Origin of the sequence: Mesorhizobium sp. M0208, from assembly GCF_040322015.1 — a bacterium.
Classification (GTDB): domain Bacteria; phylum Pseudomonadota; class Alphaproteobacteria; order Rhizobiales; family Rhizobiaceae; genus Mesorhizobium.
Window position 1 is genome coordinate 181,553 of record NZ_JAMYSP010000007.1, and the last position, 17,854, is coordinate 199,406.

Below are 17,854 nucleotides of genomic sequence, written 5' to 3' on the forward strand. Positions count from 1 at the left end.
CAATTCACCAAGGGCGCATTCGTCAGGCGGTTGTTCGGAGTTAGCTTGATGCCGGCGGCGTGTCGAGAAGCGGTTGCCGCTTTCGAAACCACTCGCTCGCTTCAGTATCCCACGGCCAGATGCCTTCGGTCGTAGGATAGATAAGCTGCATAACCCTGAAGCCCAGGCCGTCGTAGAACCAGATGTCCCAACCGAAATGTTCAGGGTAGTGCTCAACATGGACCGAGCCGAACTGACAGTCGAAGCCGCCTATGAAACCAGACGATCGCTGCCCGATGCGGAAAATCTCGCCGTTGCACACCCGTCTGCAGTATTGGTTGATGACAGACTGGGAAAGCTCTGGCTTCAGCCCGACAACGACCAGTTCAGGAGCATTGAAATTGTGCTCTATCCCAACCGAGTAGCTGAAAGGCGGATGCTCGCCTTCTTCCAGCACATACAGAATGTGGCAGCCATATTCTTCGATGTCGGCGAGCGTTTTCGCTTCATCTGGATCTTTGGCTTCTCTATTCGGCATCGATCTGGTTCTCCGGCGCGGCCTTCTGGAACCCCGGCAGCGCCATGCAGGCGGCATTGATGCGCGAGATCGTCGGGTAGGGCGTCATGTCGACGCCGAAGCGGGCATTGCTGGTGACCTGTGCGACCAGGCAGATATCGGCCAGCCCCGGCGTGTCGCCATGGCAGAATGTCTTGGTCTCGGGCGAGGAAGCCAGAATCTTTTCAAGCGGCTGGAAGCCTTCGTTGACCCAGTGCCGGAACCAGTTGACGACATCCTGGTCGCCGGCGCCGAACAGCGTGCGCAACGAGGTCAGCACGCGCAGATTGTTCACCGGATGGATGTCGCATGCGATCATCTGCGCCAGCATCCTGACGCGGGCGCGGCCAGACGCATCCTTGGGCAGCAGCGGTGGCTCAGGGGTGGTCTCGTCAAGATATTCGATGATCGCCAGCGATTGCGTCAGCAGCGTGCCATCGCTGAGGACCAGCGCCGGCACCAGCCCTTGCGGATTGACCGCGAGGTAGGCGGGATCCAGATGCTCGCCGTGGCGCAAATGATGCGGCACGTACTCGTAGGCCAAGCCCTTCATCTCCAGCGCGATCCGCACCCGGTAAGAGGTCGAGGAACGGTAGTAGTTGTGAAGGACGATATCGCTCATTGTGTCACGGGCTCGGTTGGCCGATGGTCAGTTCGATTTCGCCGATGCCGTCGACGCCGCCGGTGATCTTTTCGCCCGGCCCAACGGCGCCGACGCCGGCCGGCGTGCCGGTGAAGATCAGGTCGCCGGGCCTAAGTTCTACCGCCTCGCTGCAAATCGAGACGATGTCGGGAACCGGCCAGATCAGTTCGGCAAGGTCGCCGTCCTGCCTGATCTCGCCGTCGACCGCGAGCCAGATGCGGCCCTTCTCGGGATGACCGGATTGTTGCGCCGGGACCAGCGGGCCGCAGGGCGCTGAACGGTCGAAGGCTTTCGACCAGTCCCACGGTCGTGCCGCCTTTTTCGCCTCGTCCTGAAGGTCGCGGCGGGTCAGGTCGACGCCGACGCCGTAACCCCAGACATGGTTCAGCGCCCGCTGGCGCGGGATGCGAAAGCCGGTCTTGCCGATCGCGACGACCAGCTCGATTTCGTGATGCAGGTTTTGGGTCAGCGGCGGGTAGGGGATCGTGGCGCCCGAACGGACTACCGCGTCGACCACTGCGTCGCCCGGTTTGGTGAAGAAGAAGGGCGGGTCGCGCTCGTCATTGCCGAACTCGCGGGCATGGGTGGCATAGTTGCGGCCGACGCAGAATATGCGGCGCACCGCAAAACGCTCCGGCGAGCCGGCGACGGCCACCGACGGGGTTGCGGGCAGGGGAAGGACGAAGCCGGTCATGCACTGTCTCTGTTCAGTGGATCTGTCGCCGGCACATTCGGCCGATTTGGGCAAACGGGCAAGGCATTGGATGGCGGAGGAGCAGGCCTGCCGCACGGTGCCGCGGAAATCGTCGGTCCATTCTGCTTTAGCCAGCCAAGATGGCAATGTACTATTTGGCAATAAGCTGGCCATGGTTGCCGGACTATTCTAGACCAGACCAGACCGAACCGAAGTGAAGCTAATGACCGCAGTCAACGATCGCGCCCGGTTCCTCATCATCGACGACCATCCGCTGTTTCGCGAGGCCCTGCACAGCGCAGTGCAGATGGCCTATCCGGAGGTCGACACGGTGGAAGCGCGCTCGATTGCCGAGGCGCTCGAGCTTCTGACGGATGCCAAGCCGTTCGACCTCGCATTGCTCGATCTCAGTATGCCCGACGTGCATGGCTTTGACGGGCTGCTGCAGCTCAGGACGCGTTATCCGCGCCTGCCGGTCGTCATCGTCTCCGGCTATGAGGAGCCGAAGATCATTTCCGAGGCGCTGTCCTACGGCGCGGCCGGCTTCATCCCGAAATCGGCACGCAAGAGCGATCTTGCCGCGGCCATCCGCTCGGTGATGGAAGGTGCGATCTATGTTCCCCAGACCTATGAGGGCCGGCCGCCCGACGCCGACAGCACCGACCGCGCCGAGATGGTACAGCGCCTGGCCACGCTGACGCCGCAGCAGCTCAAGGTGCTGCAGATGCTGCGCCAGGGCCTGCTCAACAAACAGATCGCCTACGAGCTGCAGGTCGGCGAGACCACGGTCAAGGCGCATGTCTCGGAAATCCTGCGCAAGCTCAACGTCTACAGCCGCACCCAGGCGGTGATCGAGGTCTCGAAGCTGGACAATGCCGAGCTGTTTCGCGATCCGGCGGGGTTTTGATCGCACGGAGGTGGCGCGTCTTCTGGTTGGCCGATCGGACGATGACATTGATGACAAATACGGCTGTAATTATTGTCGATCCTCGCTCGAGAGTGACGGCAGCCAACCAGAGCCTTCTGAGCATTGATTTCGGACGTCGACAAAAACGCCGCCGCCACAATTTTCCAAAGAGGAAACTGCTGGCCGCTGCCTCCAATTAGCGATCGAGCGATGATATTGGACGCTCGCTCAAACGGTTCGTCTAAGAGGATGAAAAAGCGGAAAAAATCTCTCACCTCGCTGAGAGGGTAGGAGTCCTTGCTCGTCTCCAAGAGCCACAGACCATGATCGTATCGCAACTGGAATTCTTGCACTGCCTACAAACCCTCAAAGTGAACAAGGACCAATATGCGAAAATCCAATAACGAGCGTTCGTCGTGTCCATTGTATACATGGAACACCTGATCCCTTGCGCAAAGCTACCGCCTCTGAGACGTCAAGCCAGCACATGCGCCAGCACGCCGCGCAGTCGCGCCGGCTTCAGCGGCTCATGTCGCAGAAAACCGCAGCCCCGTCATTCCATGCGACTCATACATGTACTTGAATTTATCAGAAACAATTATATGGAATCTCGTCCCGAAGTTGTCATTCAGGCGAAAAATATCAAACTCGGTCGAGAAACCATCAACGAGCCTTAGCTGATCAATGCGGTATATGTCTCCGTCTTCAAATGTTTCGAAAATAGACTCGGAAAAGTCGAACCCTTTTATCTCCTCCATGGGTACATATATTTTCAAGTCGCCCCTATCCGTCTTGGACGTATAAAAGAGGTGCTTGCTTCTCGAAACAATCGGACCAAACGCCTCGAATATCTCGCGCTTTGCAAACAAGACGCCTGGATGAGAGCTTGGTACGAAATCCGAGATAGGCAGCGGCCGCTCGTCATCAAAGCGAAAAAGCAACTTACTTTTGTCGACAGGCCCAGCCTCCTCCATCTCGAGGAAAGCCTGGGATCCATTTGTATTTCCGTCGTCGACGAGAATACAGTAGTCTCGGGCGTTTTCTTCTATTCTCCAATGCATCCTTGGCCTTTTCAAAATTTGGTACTGCCTGAAGCAGTTCGCCCATGCCCTCAGATGGGATCAAGCCAGCAGATGCGCCAGCAGCGCCCGGAGCTGCGCGGGCTTCAGCGGCTTGCGCATCAGCTCGATGCCAGCGGCGCGGGCGGCGTTGGCGACGGTCTCCGAACCGTCGGCGGTGACGATCAGCGCCGGCACGGCGCGGCCGAGATAATCACGGACCTCGGCGATTGTGGTGGTGCCGAGGTCGCCGCCGTCGAGATGCTGGTCGGCTATGACAATATCTGGCAACCAGTCGGTATCGCCAAGCAGGTCGAGCGCGTCACCGGTCGAGGTGGCGGGACGTACCAGGCATTGCCAGCGCTCGAGCAGGGAGGTCATCGCCTGCAGCACCTCGATGTCGTTCTCGACCAGCAGCACCCTTGTGCCGAACAGACCGTACCCGCGCGGCCGCTCCATGTCGACGGTGCCGGCGATTGGATCGGCCGTGTCGCCGATCCCGACCGGAACGTCGATATGGAAAATCGTGCCATGTCCGACCTTCGACGAAAACGTGACGGGATGGCCGAGTGCCGCGGCGATGCGGCGCACGATGGCCAGCCCCAACCCCAGCCCGCCGGCGGCAAGCCCGGCATCCGTGGGGATCACGCCCCGATGGAATTCCTCGAACACCGCCTCGCGCTGGTCGTCGGGGATGCCGCAGCCGGTATCGGCGACGTCGATGCGGATCGTGTCGCCGCGATGCCTGGTGCCGACCAACACGCCGCCCGAGCGGGTATAGCGCAGTGCATTGGACAGGATGTTCTGCAGGATGCGGCGCAGCAAGGTTCGGTCTGAACGAACGAGCGCATCGACCGGCCGGAACTTCAGCGTCAGCCCCTTCATCTCCGCGACCGGCTGAAAATCCGAGCGCAGAGACGAAAACAGCGTCTCCAGGCTGACATCGGTGATGTCGGGCTGCACGACGCCGGCATCGAGCTTGGAAATGTCGAGCAAGGTGCGGAGCAGGTCCTCCATCGTCTCCAGCGATCGCTCGACCTGGCGGACCAGGTTTCTGCCTTCCTCGCTGGTCTGTACTTCGGCAAGCGCCGAGACCGACAGATGCGCGGCGTTCAGCGGCTGCAGCACGTCATGGCTGGCGGCCGCAAGGAACCTGGTCTTGGACAGGTTCGCCAGCTCGGCGTTTTCCTTGGCTGCATTCAAGTCGATGTTCGACTGCTCCAGCCGGCGCAAGGTCGAATGCAGCTCTTCGGTGCGGCTGCGCACCCGGCTCTCAAGCGAAATGGCGGTCTGGAACAGCGAAAAGGCATTGCCTTGCTGGTCCATGGAGCGTTCGACGCGGCTGATCAGCGCGGCGTTGATCTTCTTCAGCCTTTCCAGGTCGTCGATGTTCCTGAGCGGCATGCCGGATTTCCTACTCCGCCGCTTCGGCCGCATTGCGTTCACCGAAGGCGATGCCGGTGAAGGTCTGGTTCAGATGCATCGAACGGTACTGTTCGCCATAGGTGCCGAAGCCGAGGACGTTGTTGACCTTGTAGAGTTCCGAAATCTCGCGATAGACCTGCCGATTGCGCGCGTCGAGCCGGCGCAGCACGCAGTCGAAACCGAGGATCAGGTCGATGCCGCCAAGCCTTTCACTGACGTCGCTGAGAGCGGCGCGGGTCGCCTCGACCATGTCCTTAGGCTGGGCGACGGCAAGCACGACACCATCGTCGATGGCGCAGAAGAACGACAGCGAGCCGTCCGCGTGCATCTTCTGGATTGAACGGCAGTAAAATTCGCCGCCGACTTTCACCACCACCGGGTGCGAGGCAAAACTCAGTGGCGTCAGCATCTGCGCGACGACGCCGACCGAGGCGGCATATTCCTCGGCGGCAATGGTGGCGTTGAATTCGCGCACGATGCGGTGGTCGGGATCGGATGCCGTCACCACCAGCTTCTCGTCGGTGGGAACGAAATTGTCGGTCTTGAACACGTGGAAAGGAATTTCCGTGGTGATCAGCACGATGATGGCGCTGTCGGAGGTCACTTTGCCGTTCGAGATCAGCCGCGTTGTCTCGAATTTCAAATCATCGCCAGCCGAACCGCCGATTAATGGAATATCGTCGAGCCCCCAATGGATGGCGGAGGTCACCGCTTCTTCGGCATAAGACAGGCCGTCGATCAAGCAGAGCGCGAAAGTGGTGTCGGCTCGCTCGTGCCCGAAGCGCTCGCGTAATGACCGCCTCAGCGCCTCGACTTCGCCGGTAATCCCGTCCATGCCCGATGAGGACAGATTTTCGACCATGGTGCTGGCTGCCGAAAACGATGCGGAGGGAAGCAGCATAGCCAGGATCTGGCCTTCCTCCAGCCCTTTGGGCGTTATCTCACCGGCCGTCGAGCAACCGGCATAGTGGAGCGCCGGCGCGTGGGTCTTCAGCGCTTCCGACAGGGCGACGGCCTCTATGAGTCTCTGCGAGAAAAACAGGAGGGCAAACCCGGCGTCAATGGCCACTGCTTCCGCTGCCACCGCCCGGGCGAACGCATCCGCGTCGGATTCGTCGGTGGTGAGCACCGAGAGGCCGCATGCATAGCGCGTCCGTGACTTGGCCAGCGGCTTCCTCCTCCATTTCCTCCGACGCTTTTTTTTGTGCGCGTCTGGCGCGCCGGCGTCGAGGTCATTGTTGTCTTGAAGCGGCGCTTTGGCAATGAGCCAACATGATGGATTTGAAGTTTCTACCGTTTGACGGCGTCAGCGCAGCCGCTGACGGACGGAAGGTGTGCGTCCCGTCGGGCGTGTCGTTATCTCGCACTTGCACAAAGTTGTAGTGCACTGCAATATAGCTGAGAATGCGGCCTTGAGCCCGCCTTTTGCAGAGGGGACCGGCATGACGGATATCTCCGCGACGCGTCTTGTCGTGGCCAGGCCTGTCGCCGACACATCGTCAAGGGCGAGGCTTGCCTATCTCGACGGCTGGCGCGGCCTGTCGATCGCGCTGGTGCTGATCGGCCATTTCTTCCCCGTCCCCGGCATCAATCTCGGCGTCCTGGGCGTCGAATTCTTCTTCGTGCTCAGCGGCCGGCTGATGGCCGAGATCCTGTTCGTCGAATACTATCCGCTGAAGAAATTCTTCAAGCGCCGGTTCTCCCGCATCTATCCGGCACTGCTGGTTTTCGTCGTCGTCGCGATGATCGCCTTGTCCGGCACGTTCATCGCCTTCAAGTGGAAGGCGGCGCTGACGGCGCTGACGTTCACCTACAATTACGCCGGAGTTCTCGTTACCCGCGCCGGCGCGCTCGACCATATCTGGTCGCTCTGCGTCGAAGAGCATGCGTATATCATTCTGGCTCTGATCAGCGTCGTCGTCCGGGGACGGTCCCGCGTCATCATGCTGCTCGGCGCTTTGTCGCTGCTGGCCATGGCGAACGGCGCCATCTCCTACTGGGTGCTCGCAATAGGCTACGAGGGCACCTATTGGCGCACTGACGTGCACATCGCCTCGATCCTGCTGTCGACGGTGTTATGCCTGCTCAAGGCCGACGACAGGCTGCCGGCGCTGCTCAAGGGGCCGCATGTTGCCCTGGCGGCCACAGTCGTGGCTGTGCTCCTTTTCATGGCTGCCGTGCCAACCCCCATTCACTATCTGGTCGCGGTGCCGCTGCTGGCGCTCGCCGTCAATTTGCTCGACTTCAGCAGCCGCTACCTGACCAGGTTTCTGTCGTCCCTGCCAATGACGATGCTGGGGCTGTGGTCGTATTCGCTCTATCTGTGGCAGCAGCCCTTTTATCAATTCGTCGACATACAAGGCAGTTCGCCGTGGCTGATGCTGGCGGCGGCGTTCGCTTGCGCGCTGTGCAGCTACTACATCATCGAAAGGCCGGCCCGCTCCTGGCTGAACCGCAATTGGTAGGGCGAACGGCGCCCGCCGTTTTAGCCGGCGATCCGCCTTGCATAATACCGCACGGCTTTCCTGCCACCGTGGATTACCGCGTCGCCCACTTCCGCAAAGCCGAGTGCGGCATGGAAGGCGTCCGAAGCCGGATTGGGCGGCTCGGCATTGACTTCGCAGGTGACGATCGCCTGGCTGGCGCGTGACGCCTGCTCGAACAGATCCTCATACAGCCGGCGGGCATGGCCGCGCCCGCGCGCTGCAGCGGCGACCACGACGCGATCGACATAGACGAACCGCGGGTAACGATCGCGAAACCACAGGAAGTTCGGGCTATCGTAGCTGGCGTCCTGGTCGAAGGTCATGATGAAGGCTTCGAGCGAACCGATACGGCGCGCGTAAAACGCTTCGCCGAGCAGGAAGGAAAGGCGCTCGGGTTCGAGCCACGACAATTCGGCGGCGTGCTCGTTGTTGAGCGCGAGGACGGCCGGCTCATCACGCGGCGAAACCCGCTCGATCGGCAAACGCGTTTCGATCATGTTTTTTCTGTCTTCCGGGATCATGTCCGGACGGCGGCGATGGTCGCCGCCACCATCGCCTCGTCGGTCCCGGTGTTGCGGTATTCGCGGTCGAGATCGGTGCCGCCCATGCCGACCCTTGGGTTGCGGTAACGCATAGCACTCGGCACCTCCTTGAGCGCGGCGAAATGCATTTCGCTCAACCCGGTTTTCCTCCGCACCTTGCCGATGTTCTCTGGGTCAAGCCCGCCGCAGCCGAGGATGATGATGCGGTCGCCGGCCTGCCTGACAAGATCGGCGAGCAGGTCAGCGCCCTCGAGCGCCGTGTCGCGCTGGCCGCTGGTCAGCACGCGGCCGACCTTGCAGCGGATCAGTGTCTCCAGCGCCTCTGTCGGGTCGCGCGTCATGTCGAAGGCGCGGTGGCAGGTGACGTTCAATCGCCCCGCCGCCTGCACCAGTTCGCTCATGCGCTGTTCATCGATCGTGCCGTCGGCATTAAGGCAGCCGATAACGACACCGGCGACGTCGGTGTCGGCAAGCGCGTGGACATCGGCGAGCATCGAACGATATTCGGCTTCGCTATAGAGAAAATCACCGCCGCGCGGCCGCACGATGACGTGGAACGGGATCGTCGCCAGCTCGAGCGCCGTGCGCACCGTGCCGAAGCTCGGTGTGATGCCGCCTTCGATCAGGCTGGCACAGAGCTCGACACGGTCGGCGCCAGCGGCTTGCGCGGCCAGCAGGCCGTCTATGCCTTCGACGCAGATCTCGATCAGCGGCAGGCGAGGGCGTTCGGTCTCGGGCATGGGGGATCCATTCATGATTTCAGCTGGCCAGCGGTAGCATCGGGCCTAGTGCGATGAAAGCCGGAACTGTTGGCTCAATGTGCTTGCGCCTGCCATTCCGCCGCTTGACACATTCATAACTTCAGAGTTATGCGTAAACGATAGCTGCTGGGTTATTGGTTCTCGTGGAGAGCGCGTTGGTGAACAGACCAGCCAAACCCCAAACAACGGGTCCGAAGTTATGACTGGAGCAACTACAGTCGAAACCAAATCCATTGTCGTCGAGCGTCTCATACCGCACGCGGCTGAAAAGATATGGCGCGCACTGACCGTGCCGCATCTGGTTGCCGAATGGCTGATGAAGAACGACTTTGCGCCTGTGCAAGGCCATCGCTTCACCTTTCGCGCGACGCCTGTACCGGGCTGGTCCGGCGTGACGAACTGCGAGGTGCTGAAGATCGAGCCGCCGCGCCTACTCGCCTACAGCTGGGGCGACGGCACCGAATCCGACAGCGGTCTGAAGACCGTCGTGACATGGTCATTGACGCCCGAAGGTACGGCGACCCGGGTGCGCATGGAGCATTCCGGGTTCCGGGCCGAGGACGAGCGCGGGTACGTCGGAATGGGAAGCGGCTGGCCGCGCATTCTCGAGCGGCTTGAGCAGGTGACTGCCTCGCAAAGCTGAAGATCCCTGCGCTCGCCGCAACGCGGCGGCCGGCGAACTGACAGAGCCAAGGATGTCGAGACCCCGGATGTGATGCTCATTCCCCGGGCCCGGCAGGCGCTGCTCGCGCTGGACAAGTCGACGGAAACGGCCGATCTGTCCTATGTGACGCGCAAGCTCGTCCATTTGCGCGCCAGCCAGATCAACGGATGCAGCGTCTGTATCGATATGCATGCGCCAGAATTGAAGAAGGCCGGTGAAAAGGACGAGCGCGTCTTCACCGTGTCCGCCTGGCGGGAAACACCTTACTTCACCGACGCCGAGCGCGCCGCACTGGCGCTGACCGAGGCGGCAACCCGGTTGGCTGACCGGCCGGATCCGGTGCCGAAAAGGCCCTTGCCGCCCTGGTCATCCAGATTGCCCTGATCAACGCATTCAACCGGCTCAACGCAACTACCAGGCAGATGATCGGCGCCTGGGGCTGAACGGGGCCGGGTTCTCGAAAGGTCACATCAGATACGCAGCTTGTGAGCGTTCGCGCGCACGAAGTCGATGAAGGCCCGCAGCTTCGGCGGTACGAGGCGGCGGCTGGGATAATAGAGGTGGAGCGGCTCGTAAGCGGGACAGAAAGGCTCCAGCACCTTGACCAGCGCGCCTGAGGCAAGAAGCGGCGCGGCGAGGCCCTCGACCGCGAAGGCGAGGCCAAGCCCTTGCGCGGCGGCGGTAATGCACAGCGGAAGCGTGTTCGCGACCAGATATGCGTCCGGCGTGAATGCGACTTCGCGTCCCTCCACGATGAACTCCCATGGCGAAATCGCGCGGGTGAGGGCGAATGCGATGCAGCGATGGGCGGCGAGGTCGGCCGGCCGCTTCGGCGTACCATTGCGCGCCAGATAGTCCGGGCTGCCCACCACGACCATCTGCAAGGGCCCGCCCAGACGCGCGCCGATCATGTCTTTGTCGAGAAGCTCGCCGATGCGCAGACCGGCGTCGAAGCCCTCGGCGGCGATGTCTACGAAGCTGTCGTCGAAAATCAGACTAAGCCGCACTTCGGGATAAGCATCCATGAACGGCCGCATCAGTGGCTCGATCAGCAGCGGGGCGGCGATCCAGGGCAGGCTGAGGCGCAGCGTGCCGGCGGGACGGTCGCGAGCTTCGCGCAGTGCCGCACCAGCCGCCTGGATATCTTCGGCTGCCGGGCGCACGTGGTCGAGGTATTGAGCGCCAGCTTCGGTCAAGCCAACGCTGCGAGTCGTCCGATTGAGCAGCCGCACCCCCAGACGCTCCTCGAGCCCCTTGACCGCCTCGCTCAACGAGGCCGGAGCGACGCCGAGCTCGGCGGCGGCGCGGGTGAAGCTTTTGGCCTCCGAAACTTTTACGAAAGCGACGATGCCGCTGAACTGGTCGAGGCGCATTGTAAGGATTTTCCAAATAGCCCTGTCGAATTCTACTGGTTTTTCCGGTGAACAAAAGGCGTCATGTTGAATCCGACGAACGGGCCTCGGTGTTGGGAACGGCTCGAACAGGGAAGGAAACAGGACCGATGACCAGGCTTGCTTCGCTCGCCGCCGCCGCTCTTCTGGCGGTGTCTGCCGCCCCGGCGAATGGCGGCCCGCTGGAAGACAGCAACATCCAACTCGTCAAGGACTACTACGCCGCTTATGCGACCGGGAATCCCGAGGCCGTCCGGCCCTTCCTCGCACCCGACATCGTGTGGCGCATTCCCGGCCATCATCCGCTTGCCGGCGACAAGCGCGGGCCGGACGAGGTGGTCGCCTTCTTCCGCGGCTTGGCCGACGGCAAATTCAAGGCCGAGCCGATCTTCTTCCAGGCGCAAGGCGACCTTGTCGTCGATGTCCATCGCGGCTGGTCGAATGTCGGCTCGGGTCCCGAGATCGACCAGCTCTACGCCCTGATGTTCCGCATCAAGGACGGCAAGATCACCGAGGCACAGAATTTTTTGACCGACATGTACCAGTCGGACGCCTTCTACTGGGCGCATTACCTGCTGAAGCCATTGCCCGGCCGACTTGCTGGCGAGCGCTGAGACGGCGGTCTTTTTCGCAACGCCGCGGTTCTCACTCCAAGCTAAAGGAGACTTGCAATGTTTAAAGCCCTGACATTTGCTGCAGCAACCGCCGTAGCGCTCGCCGCGTCCAATGCCGCCGCCGCACCGCGCGTCGAGCGCGTCACATTCTCCTCGCACGGTGAGCAGATCGTCGGCGAACTCTATCTGCCGGAGGATCTGGACGCGGCAAAACCTCGGCCCGCGCTGGTCGTGACTGGCGCCTGGATGACGGTGAAGGAACAGATGCCGGCCCGCTACGCCCGCGAGATGGCGGATCGCGGGTTCGTCGCCCTGACCTTCGATTTTCGCGGTTGGGGCGAAAGCGGCGGCATACGCCGCCAGTACGAGGATCCTAAGGCCAAGATCGCCGACATCGAAGCCGCGGTCGCCTATCTCGCGAGCCGGCCCGAAGCCGATCAGGACCGCATCGGCGGCCTCGGCATTTGCGCCAGCTCCGGCTACATGGTCACTGCCGCCGCCGAAGATACCGCGATCAAGTCGGTCGCTCTCGTCGCGCCCTGGTTGCAGGATGCCGAAGTGGTCGAGCAGACCTATGGCGGCAAGGAAGGCGTCGCCAGGCTTGAGGCCGCGAGCGATGCGGCAGAGGCCGCGTATCGCCGCACCGGCAGACAGGCGTTGCTGCCGGCCGCCAGCCTGAGCGACGATCGCGCGATCATGTTCAAGGTGCCTTATTACACCGAACCCGATCGCGGCATGATCCCGGCCTGGCGTAACGAGGCCGATCCGGCCTTCTGGCGCGGCTGGCTGAGGTTCGACGCCATCCAGGCTGCCCCGCGCCTGCACCAGCCCTTTCTGATGGTGCATAGCGAGGCGGCTGCCATTCCGCAGGGTGCGCACAAGTTCTACGCGCGGCTGACCAGTTCCAGGCAGGAGCTGTGGCTCGACAACGTCACCCAGTTCGATTTCTACGATCGCGCCGCGCCGGTGAAGGCGGCGAGCGATGCCGCCGCCGCGCACTTCCGCGCGACGCTCGGCAGTGCAGGGGAGGCGGGACAATGAGCTTCGTCACCCGCCGGCATGTCCTGGCTTCGGCGGTTTCCGCTGCGATGGTTTCCGCCGTCTCGGCGCCCGCCTCGAGCGCCCCGGGAGATGCGCTGACGGTCAAAGACAGGATCACAATCGCCGAGGCAGTGGCCGGGATCGGCCTCTATGCCGACCTGCGTGAATGGAACCGGGTCAGATCCTATCTCGCGCCCCGTGTCACGACCGACTATACCAGCCTCTTCGGCGGCGAGGTCACGACCAGCGGCCGCGACGCGCTGATCGCGCAGTGGCAAGCACTGCTGCCGGGTTTCGACGCCACCCAGCACCTCATCACCAACATCATTGTCGAAGGCGCGGGCAATGCTGCCATGGCGCGCAGTCACGTCCGCGCAACCCACTGGATCGGCAGGCGGTTCTGGACGGTCGGCGGCAGCTATCTCCACCGGCTGGTGCGGACGCCGGAAGGTTGGCGCGTCAAGGCAATCTCCATCCGCCGCTTGTACGAAGAGGGGGATCGCGCCGTGCTGGCCGCCGCTGCCGACCGGGTAAAGGCGGAGGCCAAATGAGTGTTCGGGTTTACGCATGCCCAGCCACGCGGTGAGGTTGCTCGGAGCATCGGCAACGTGAATATTGATCGAAATGTCGGGGCAGGCTTGGCGCATGCGGCATTAGTGGCGCCACCGCGGACACGAGACATGACCCCTCACTGCAAGACGTTTCGGATCGGCTTGAGACTGTAGCGGGTTCTGAAGTTGATCCGCCGACGCGAGCCGTCGGCAGATCACGGTTGTTCCAGACCGCTCAGGCGGTCTTGCTCTTCCTCTGGCTCAAAGCGCCTAGCAGCGCCTCAGCTGCCTCGCTCGATGATGCTGGGTTCTGACCCGTGATAAGCTGGCCATCGACGACTGTGTGGACGCCCCAGTCCTTGACCTTGGAGAAAACCGCGCCGAGGCTGATCAGCTCGTCCTCGACCAAGAACGGCACGACATTCGTGAGACCTACGGTCTCCTCCTCGCTATTGGTGAAGCCGGTGACGTAGCGTCCCTGCACAAACGGCGTGCCGTCGGGACTGGTCACGCGATGCAGAACGCCCGGTGCGTGGCAAACGAGGGCGATCGGCTTGCCGGCCGCGATGAAGGATCCGATCAGCTTGATCGAATTCGGATCTTCGGCCAAATCCCACAGCGGGCCGTGGCCGCCGGGGTAGAAGACCGTGTCGAAGTCCTTCTGGTCGACACTGTCCAGGCGCACGGTTTCTGCGAGCTGCGCCTTGGCAATATCGTCAGCACTGAAGCGCCGTGTAAGGTCGGTCTGGAACATAGGCTCGTCGCTTTTCGGATCGAGAGGCGGCTGGCCGCCCTTCGGCGAGGCGAGGGTGATCTCGGCGCCAGCGTCCTTGAAGACGTAGTAGGGGGCTGCCAGTTCCTCGAGCCAGAAGCCGGTCTTCTTGCCGGTGTTACCGAGAGTGTCGTGGGAGGTGAGTACCATCAGGACTTTCATTGTCGGATCCTTTTCTCAGGTGATGCCGCGCCAATGAGGCGTCGTAGTTGGTTGATTTGGAGCTCGATCGGCCGCGTCGGCCTGTCGATGCACGGATAATGGCACCTGCCCATGTATTTCAGAAATTTATTTCATTTATTTTATATATTCATGTCAGATTATATCTCGATGAGATACGATCTGAACCTGCTCCCGGTTTTCCTCGCCCTGATGGAAGAGCGGAGCGTGACACGGGCAGCAGCGCGACTGGGCATCACCCAGCCGGCGCTGTCCAATTCGTTGAACCGCCTGCGCGACACCCTCCGGGATCCGCTATTCATCCGGGAAAGGTATGGCATAAAGCCGACGCAATTGGCTGAGGAGATCGCTCCGACGATCGAAGCAGCGCTGGCGCAACTGGACGATCTCATTTTGAACCAGCAGGAATTTCAGCCAGCAAAGGCCGAACGGCTGTTCACGCTTGCCCCCAACAGTTACGTGGAGCTTGTGTTGATGCCGGCCCTCGTCGCGAGGACGCGTGAGCTGGCGCCTGGTATCAAGCTCCGCATGACAGCATTTGGCAACGATCTCGCCGAGACCGGCGTCATTTCCGGTACCACGGCCATGGTGATTGGCCGGATCGTCGATCCGCCGGGCAATCTTGTCGTCCAGCATCTTATGGACGATGGGCTCGCCTGCGCGGTGCGCAAGGATCATCCCGACGTTCGAGACCATATTTCCCGAGAACAGTATGAAAGGCTCAAGCACGTGAACGTGCTCCCGCCGGGCCGGCTGCGGGCGGGCCTCTTCCAGGCATTGGAGCAACAAAACCTCAAGCGAGAGATTGCCCTTTCTGTCACGCACTTCCTGGCCGTGCCAGAGATGCTTGCCGTTACGGATTACTGCGCAACGCTGCCGAGACTGATCTGCCGCAGCCTTGAGAGGGATCCGCGCCTGAAGATACTACCGCCGCCCGTCGACCTCGGCACTTTTCCAGTGCAGATGGCTTGGCACATTCGCTACCGCCACGACCCAGCCCACAGGTGGTTGCGTTCGATGATCGGCGAATTGGCAAAAGAAATGGCGTCGGAGACCTAAGACGGCTTTCTTGTATCCGCGTTGATGTCCGCAAAGGCCAAACCGGGCCATTCATCGTGCCGTATGCCGAGCACCAGATCCGGACTTGCCCGAGCTACCAGCAAGCGGCAGCTAGGGTCGCACCATGCCGCCAACTAAGTGCTGTCCGTCACGACCGACTATACCAGCCTCTTCGGCGGCGAAGCCGCGACCAGCGGCCGCGACGCGCTGATCGCGCAGTGGCAGGGTCTGCTTCCGGGTTTCGACGCCACCCAGCACCTTATCAGCAACATCATTGTCGAAGGCGCAGGCAATGACGCGGTTGCACGCAGCCATGTCTGCGCAGCCCACTGGATCACGGGCGGTTCTGGACGGTCGGTGGCAGCTATCTCCACTAGCTGGTGCGGACGCCGGAAGGCTGGCGCGTCAAGGCAATTTCCATCCGCCGTTTGTACGAAGAGGGGGATCGCGCCGTTCTGGCCGCCGCTGCCGACCGGGTAAAGGCGGAGGCCAAATGAGTGTTCGGGTTTGCGCATGCCCAGTCGCGCGGCGAGGTTGCTCGGAGCATCGGCAACGTGAATATTGATCGAAATGTCGGGGCAGGCTTGGCGCATGCGGCATTAGTGCCGCCAACCGCGGAGACAGGACATGACCCTTTCATTGCAAGAGGTTTCGGATCGGCTCGAGATCGAACAGCTGCTTGTTCGCTATTGCTATGCTGTGGACGATCGCGACTGGGACGCCTATCGCAAAATATTCACACTCGATGCCGTGCTTGACGACACTGTAACAGGTGGAATCAGGAGCGGTGTGGATGAGCATGTCGCTTACATGAAAGGCGCCCTTTCGAAGATATTGATCTCGCAGCACGCCATTTCGACAATCCTTCTGGATCTCCGAGGGGATGAGGCCAGCGCGCGCGTGCATTGTTCATGCCCGATGGTGGTCGACCTCGGCGAAGGCAAAAGGCAGGTCTTCTTCCAGGGGCTCTGGTATCGCGACCGCGTCGTACGCACGTCCGAGGGCTGGCGCATAAGTGAACTTGTCGAGGAAGGCTATTGGAATCACAATTTGCCGGAGGGGTTCGCGTTCTGACGTCTGTTACGCGCTGCGCTGGATTCGCCACGGACGCCGTTTTCAGACGTGGTAGCTACTGGCGCAACACGGTGTTCTTGGTGCCTTCTTCGACCTGGTCGATGACCAGCAGCTTGACCGGATCGGCGCCGACATTGATCGCCTGATGCCATTGCCCGATCATCTCGATGATGAAATCACCTGTTTGATAGGTGTTGCTCTTGCCGGTCTCGACGTTGGTGACCTGAAGCGTGCCGGCCTCGACATAGGCATAGCGCGGAAACGGATGCTTGTGGACCGGCAAGGTCGCGCCCGGCGCGATCTGATAGGCCGAGACCAGGACCTGGACGTTCTTCTGGGGCAGCGTGATCGGCTGGCCGGACGCGGTCTCGGTGCGAGAGGCAAGCGGGGTCACGACAACCGGCGTCCCGCTGGCATCCAGCGCCTGGGCGCTGTTTGCAAACAGTGCAGCCGTGAGCAGCAGCGTCGGTGCCAAGATTTTTCGCATGATTCCCCCCGAACTGCGTCAGCATTGCGCAGCAAGCTTTGAGGCGCAAGCTTGTCTGTTCAGGAGCGCCTTATCCAGCTCTTCTGAACATGCCCGGCGTCATACCATGCATGGCCCGGAATGTACGGGAAAAATGGCTCTGGTCGGCGAAACCCGCCGTAATAGCGGCGTCGGCGAGGCCAAATCCCTGTTCGATCAGCGCGCTCGCCCGGCGCAATCGCCGGTCGCGGATATAGGCCGCCGGCGTCAGGCCAATTGCCTTGTTGAAGTCGCGGATGACCTGGAACCGGGTCACGCCAGCCGCGCCGGCAAGCCGCTTGAGGTCGAGCTGCGAGCCAAGCTCGCTTTCGACAAGATCGCGGTACAGCGAAAATCTTCGCTGCGATCCGCAGCTTTCAATCTCTTCGGCCGGTCCGCTCGAGTCGCCATGCCGAACGATCAGTTGTCTCAGCGCCACGAGCAGGGACGTCTCTGCCGTCATTGTGTCCGGGGATGTCGAGCCCTGGTGCGCTGCCGTCAATGCTGCGGCGAGACTGCTGTCTTCGATCGTCGCGCGCGAAAACGCCGGAGCGCCGTCGCGGCCGAGTTCGCGGGTAAGCGCGGTCATCATCGGCACCGAAGGATAAAATGTCCGGTAGGCCCAGCCTTCATCCGCCCCGCGTTCGCCGTCATGCCACTCTTCAGGATTGACGACGGCAATGGCGCCCGCCGGAGCGAGAACGCTTTGACGGCCGATGCGAATGCGCTCGCAGCCGGAGGTGATCAGGGCGATCACATAGGTCGGGTGCGTGTGCAGGTCGTAGCGGTGCTGGGTGAAGCGCGCCTTGAACAGGCCCAGGTCGGGGAAGCACGGATGGCGCCAGTATTTCCCGGTCTCTGCCGCTTCGATTGTCTTTGCCATGGTCAATCCGGTTCAAGACGCTTTTCGTCTGGCCTTCTATATGGCTGGCAGGACCAAACCGCGCCGCCT

21 protein-coding genes and 1 pseudogene are annotated in these 17,854 nt (G+C 61.8%); 10 read left to right on the plus strand and 12 right to left on the minus strand.

Annotation, left to right across the window (positions count from 1 at the left end; all coding sequences use genetic code 11):
• Window positions 1–40 precede the first annotated feature (40 nt).
• From NKJ17_RS10325 to NKJ17_RS10335, 3 genes are read right to left on the minus strand one after another with little or no spacing between them, the layout of a single operon-like run.
• The gene (locus tag NKJ17_RS10325; protein ID WP_352505803.1) at window positions 41–517 is read right to left on the minus strand and encodes a DUF4262 domain-containing protein; all 477 of its coding nucleotides are present in this window, start codon (window positions 515–517) and stop codon (window positions 41–43) included.
• A complete protein-coding gene (gene maiA, locus NKJ17_RS10330; protein ID WP_352505804.1) occupies window positions 507–1,157 on the minus strand; it encodes a maleylacetoacetate isomerase in 651 nt (216 codons plus the stop codon). The genes NKJ17_RS10325 and maiA overlap by 11 nt, the downstream gene beginning before the upstream one ends.
• Window positions 1,158–1,161: 4 nt before the next feature.
• Window positions 1,162–1,872 carry a fumarylacetoacetate hydrolase family protein gene (locus tag NKJ17_RS10335; RefSeq protein WP_352505805.1) on the minus strand — a complete coding sequence of 237 codons (711 nt, stop codon included), beginning with the start codon at window positions 1,870–1,872 and terminating at the stop codon, window positions 1,162–1,164.
• A 223-nt stretch (window positions 1,873–2,095) separates the two neighbouring features.
• Between NKJ17_RS10335 and NKJ17_RS10340 the strand changes: the two genes are divergently transcribed.
• Window positions 2,096–2,779, plus strand: a complete 684-nt coding sequence (locus NKJ17_RS10340; protein ID WP_254818245.1) for a response regulator — start codon at window positions 2,096–2,098, stop codon at window positions 2,777–2,779.
• A 527-nt stretch (window positions 2,780–3,306) separates the two neighbouring features.
• Here the strand turns inward: NKJ17_RS10340 and NKJ17_RS10345 are convergent.
• The 3 genes from NKJ17_RS10345 to NKJ17_RS10355 are packed head-to-tail and all read right to left on the minus strand — an operon-like array spanning window position 3,307 to window position 6,391.
• Window positions 3,307–3,840 (minus strand): hypothetical protein, encoded by a 534-nt coding sequence (locus NKJ17_RS10345; RefSeq protein WP_352505806.1) that lies wholly within the window; start codon window positions 3,838–3,840, stop codon window positions 3,307–3,309.
• 60 nt (window positions 3,841–3,900) lie between these two features.
• The gene (locus NKJ17_RS10350) at window positions 3,901–5,241 is read right to left on the minus strand and encodes an ATP-binding response regulator (RefSeq protein WP_352505807.1); all 1,341 of its coding nucleotides are present in this window, start codon (window positions 5,239–5,241) and stop codon (window positions 3,901–3,903) included.
• A gap of 10 nt (window positions 5,242–5,251) precedes the next feature.
• Window positions 5,252–6,391: an FIST N-terminal domain-containing protein gene (locus NKJ17_RS10355; RefSeq protein ID WP_352505808.1), complete on the minus strand. Its 1,140-nt coding sequence runs from the start codon at window positions 6,389–6,391 to the stop codon at window positions 5,252–5,254.
• 313 nt (window positions 6,392–6,704) lie between these two features.
• Here NKJ17_RS10355 and NKJ17_RS10360 point away from each other — a divergent pair, with 313 nt between their 5' ends.
• A complete protein-coding gene (locus tag NKJ17_RS10360; protein ID WP_352505809.1) occupies window positions 6,705–7,727 on the plus strand; it encodes an acyltransferase family protein in 1,023 nt (340 codons plus the stop codon).
• A gap of 20 nt (window positions 7,728–7,747) precedes the next feature.
• Here NKJ17_RS10360 and NKJ17_RS10365 read toward each other — a convergent pair whose 3' ends face one another.
• Entirely contained in the window at window positions 7,748–8,245 is a 498-nt protein-coding gene (locus NKJ17_RS10365; protein WP_352505810.1) for a GNAT family N-acetyltransferase, read from the minus strand.
• Window positions 8,246–8,265: 20 nt separating this feature from the next.
• The gene (locus tag NKJ17_RS10370) at window positions 8,266–9,030 is read right to left on the minus strand and encodes a copper homeostasis protein CutC (protein ID WP_352505811.1); all 765 of its coding nucleotides are present in this window, start codon (window positions 9,028–9,030) and stop codon (window positions 8,266–8,268) included.
• Window positions 9,031–9,250: 220 nt separating this feature from the next.
• Here NKJ17_RS10370 and NKJ17_RS10375 point away from each other — a divergent pair, with 220 nt between their 5' ends.
• Entirely contained in the window at window positions 9,251–9,694 is a 444-nt protein-coding gene (locus tag NKJ17_RS10375) for an SRPBCC family protein (RefSeq protein WP_254818252.1), read from the plus strand.
• A gap of 72 nt (window positions 9,695–9,766) precedes the next feature.
• Window positions 9,767–10,158 (plus strand): annotated as a pseudogene (locus tag NKJ17_RS10380) (carboxymuconolactone decarboxylase family protein).
• Between the two features lie 27 nt (window positions 10,159–10,185).
• On the opposite strand, the gene NKJ17_RS10385 reads toward NKJ17_RS10380, so the two are convergent.
• Window positions 10,186–11,088 (minus strand): LysR family transcriptional regulator, encoded by a 903-nt coding sequence (locus tag NKJ17_RS10385; protein ID WP_352505812.1) that lies wholly within the window; start codon window positions 11,086–11,088, stop codon window positions 10,186–10,188.
• 128 nt (window positions 11,089–11,216) lie between these two features.
• On the opposite strand from NKJ17_RS10385, the gene NKJ17_RS10390 reads away from it, so the two are divergent.
• From NKJ17_RS10390 to NKJ17_RS10400, 3 genes are read left to right on the plus strand one after another with little or no spacing between them, the layout of a single operon-like run.
• Window positions 11,217–11,720, plus strand: coding sequence for a nuclear transport factor 2 family protein (locus NKJ17_RS10390; protein ID WP_352505813.1), 504 nt, complete (start codon window positions 11,217–11,219; stop codon window positions 11,718–11,720).
• A 57-nt stretch (window positions 11,721–11,777) separates the two neighbouring features.
• Entirely contained in the window at window positions 11,778–12,761 is a 984-nt protein-coding gene (locus NKJ17_RS10395) for an alpha/beta hydrolase (RefSeq protein WP_352688211.1), read from the plus strand.
• Window positions 12,758–13,312: a nuclear transport factor 2 family protein gene (locus NKJ17_RS10400; protein ID WP_352688213.1), complete on the plus strand. Its 555-nt coding sequence runs from the start codon at window positions 12,758–12,760 to the stop codon at window positions 13,310–13,312. Before NKJ17_RS10395 ends, NKJ17_RS10400 begins: the two co-directional genes overlap by 4 nt.
• Window positions 13,313–13,547: 235 nt before the next feature.
• Here the strand turns inward: NKJ17_RS10400 and NKJ17_RS10405 are convergent, their stop codons facing one another.
• The gene (locus NKJ17_RS10405) at window positions 13,548–14,246 is read right to left on the minus strand and encodes a type 1 glutamine amidotransferase domain-containing protein (protein WP_352688215.1); all 699 of its coding nucleotides are present in this window, start codon (window positions 14,244–14,246) and stop codon (window positions 13,548–13,550) included.
• Between the two features lie 168 nt (window positions 14,247–14,414).
• On the opposite strand from NKJ17_RS10405, the gene NKJ17_RS10410 reads away from it, so the two are divergent.
• The 3 genes from NKJ17_RS10410 to NKJ17_RS10420 all read left to right on the plus strand — a co-directional run bounded on the left by NKJ17_RS10410 (window position 14,415) and on the right by NKJ17_RS10420 (window position 16,397).
• Entirely contained in the window at window positions 14,415–15,323 is a 909-nt protein-coding gene (locus NKJ17_RS10410) for a LysR family transcriptional regulator (RefSeq protein WP_352688242.1), read from the plus strand.
• Between the two features lie 138 nt (window positions 15,324–15,461).
• Window positions 15,462–15,803, plus strand: a complete 342-nt coding sequence (locus NKJ17_RS10415) for a nuclear transport factor 2 family protein (protein ID WP_352688217.1) — start codon at window positions 15,462–15,464, stop codon at window positions 15,801–15,803.
• A gap of 147 nt (window positions 15,804–15,950) precedes the next feature.
• Window positions 15,951–16,397: a nuclear transport factor 2 family protein gene (locus NKJ17_RS10420; protein WP_352505818.1), complete on the plus strand. Its 447-nt coding sequence runs from the start codon at window positions 15,951–15,953 to the stop codon at window positions 16,395–16,397.
• 55 nt (window positions 16,398–16,452) lie between these two features.
• Here the strand turns inward: NKJ17_RS10420 and NKJ17_RS10425 are convergent, their stop codons facing one another.
• Window positions 16,453–16,884 carry a cupin domain-containing protein gene (locus tag NKJ17_RS10425; protein ID WP_352688219.1) on the minus strand — a complete coding sequence of 144 codons (432 nt, stop codon included), beginning with the start codon at window positions 16,882–16,884 and terminating at the stop codon, window positions 16,453–16,455.
• A gap of 70 nt (window positions 16,885–16,954) precedes the next feature.
• Window positions 16,955–17,785, minus strand: a complete 831-nt coding sequence (locus NKJ17_RS10430) for a helix-turn-helix transcriptional regulator (protein ID WP_352688221.1) — start codon at window positions 17,783–17,785, stop codon at window positions 16,955–16,957.
• Between the last annotated feature and the right edge of the window lie 69 nt (window positions 17,786–17,854).

Bases quoted from the DNA above. Each gene is read 5' to 3' on its own strand.
- NKJ17_RS10325 (WP_352505803.1), bottom strand. From the start codon at position 517: ATGCCGAATAGAGAAGCCAAAGATCCAGATGAAGCGAAAACGCTCGCC.
- maiA (WP_352505804.1), bottom strand. From the start codon at position 1,157: ATGAGCGATATCGTCCTTCACAACTACTACCGTTCCTCGACCTCTTAC.
- NKJ17_RS10335 (WP_352505805.1), bottom strand. From the start codon at position 1,872: ATGACCGGCTTCGTCCTTCCCCTGCCCGCAACCCCGTCGGTGGCCGTC.
- NKJ17_RS10340 (WP_254818245.1), top strand. From the start codon at position 2,096: ATGACCGCAGTCAACGATCGCGCCCGGTTCCTCATCATCGACGACCAT.
- NKJ17_RS10345 (WP_352505806.1), bottom strand. From the start codon at position 3,840: ATGCATTGGAGAATAGAAGAAAACGCCCGAGACTACTGTATTCTCGTC.
- NKJ17_RS10350 (WP_352505807.1), bottom strand. From the start codon at position 5,241: ATGCCGCTCAGGAACATCGACGACCTGGAAAGGCTGAAGAAGATCAAC.
- NKJ17_RS10360 (WP_352505809.1), top strand. From the start codon at position 6,705: ATGACGGATATCTCCGCGACGCGTCTTGTCGTGGCCAGGCCTGTCGCC.
- NKJ17_RS10365 (WP_352505810.1), bottom strand. From the start codon at position 8,245: ATGATCGAAACGCGTTTGCCGATCGAGCGGGTTTCGCCGCGTGATGAG.
- NKJ17_RS10370 (WP_352505811.1), bottom strand. From the start codon at position 9,030: ATGCCCGAGACCGAACGCCCTCGCCTGCCGCTGATCGAGATCTGCGTC.
- NKJ17_RS10375 (WP_254818252.1), top strand. From the start codon at position 9,251: ATGACTGGAGCAACTACAGTCGAAACCAAATCCATTGTCGTCGAGCGT.
- NKJ17_RS10385 (WP_352505812.1), bottom strand. From the start codon at position 11,088: ATGCGCCTCGACCAGTTCAGCGGCATCGTCGCTTTCGTAAAAGTTTCG.
- NKJ17_RS10390 (WP_352505813.1), top strand. From the start codon at position 11,217: ATGACCAGGCTTGCTTCGCTCGCCGCCGCCGCTCTTCTGGCGGTGTCT.
- NKJ17_RS10395 (WP_352688211.1), top strand. From the start codon at position 11,778: ATGTTTAAAGCCCTGACATTTGCTGCAGCAACCGCCGTAGCGCTCGCC.
- NKJ17_RS10400 (WP_352688213.1), top strand. From the start codon at position 12,758: ATGAGCTTCGTCACCCGCCGGCATGTCCTGGCTTCGGCGGTTTCCGCT.
- NKJ17_RS10405 (WP_352688215.1), bottom strand. From the start codon at position 14,246: ATGAAAGTCCTGATGGTACTCACCTCCCACGACACTCTCGGTAACACC.
- NKJ17_RS10410 (WP_352688242.1), top strand. From the start codon at position 14,415: ATGAGATACGATCTGAACCTGCTCCCGGTTTTCCTCGCCCTGATGGAA.
- NKJ17_RS10420 (WP_352505818.1), top strand. From the start codon at position 15,951: ATGACCCTTTCATTGCAAGAGGTTTCGGATCGGCTCGAGATCGAACAG.
- NKJ17_RS10425 (WP_352688219.1), bottom strand. From the start codon at position 16,884: ATGCGAAAAATCTTGGCACCGACGCTGCTGCTCACGGCTGCACTGTTT.
- NKJ17_RS10430 (WP_352688221.1), bottom strand. From the start codon at position 17,785: ATGGCAAAGACAATCGAAGCGGCAGAGACCGGGAAATACTGGCGCCAT.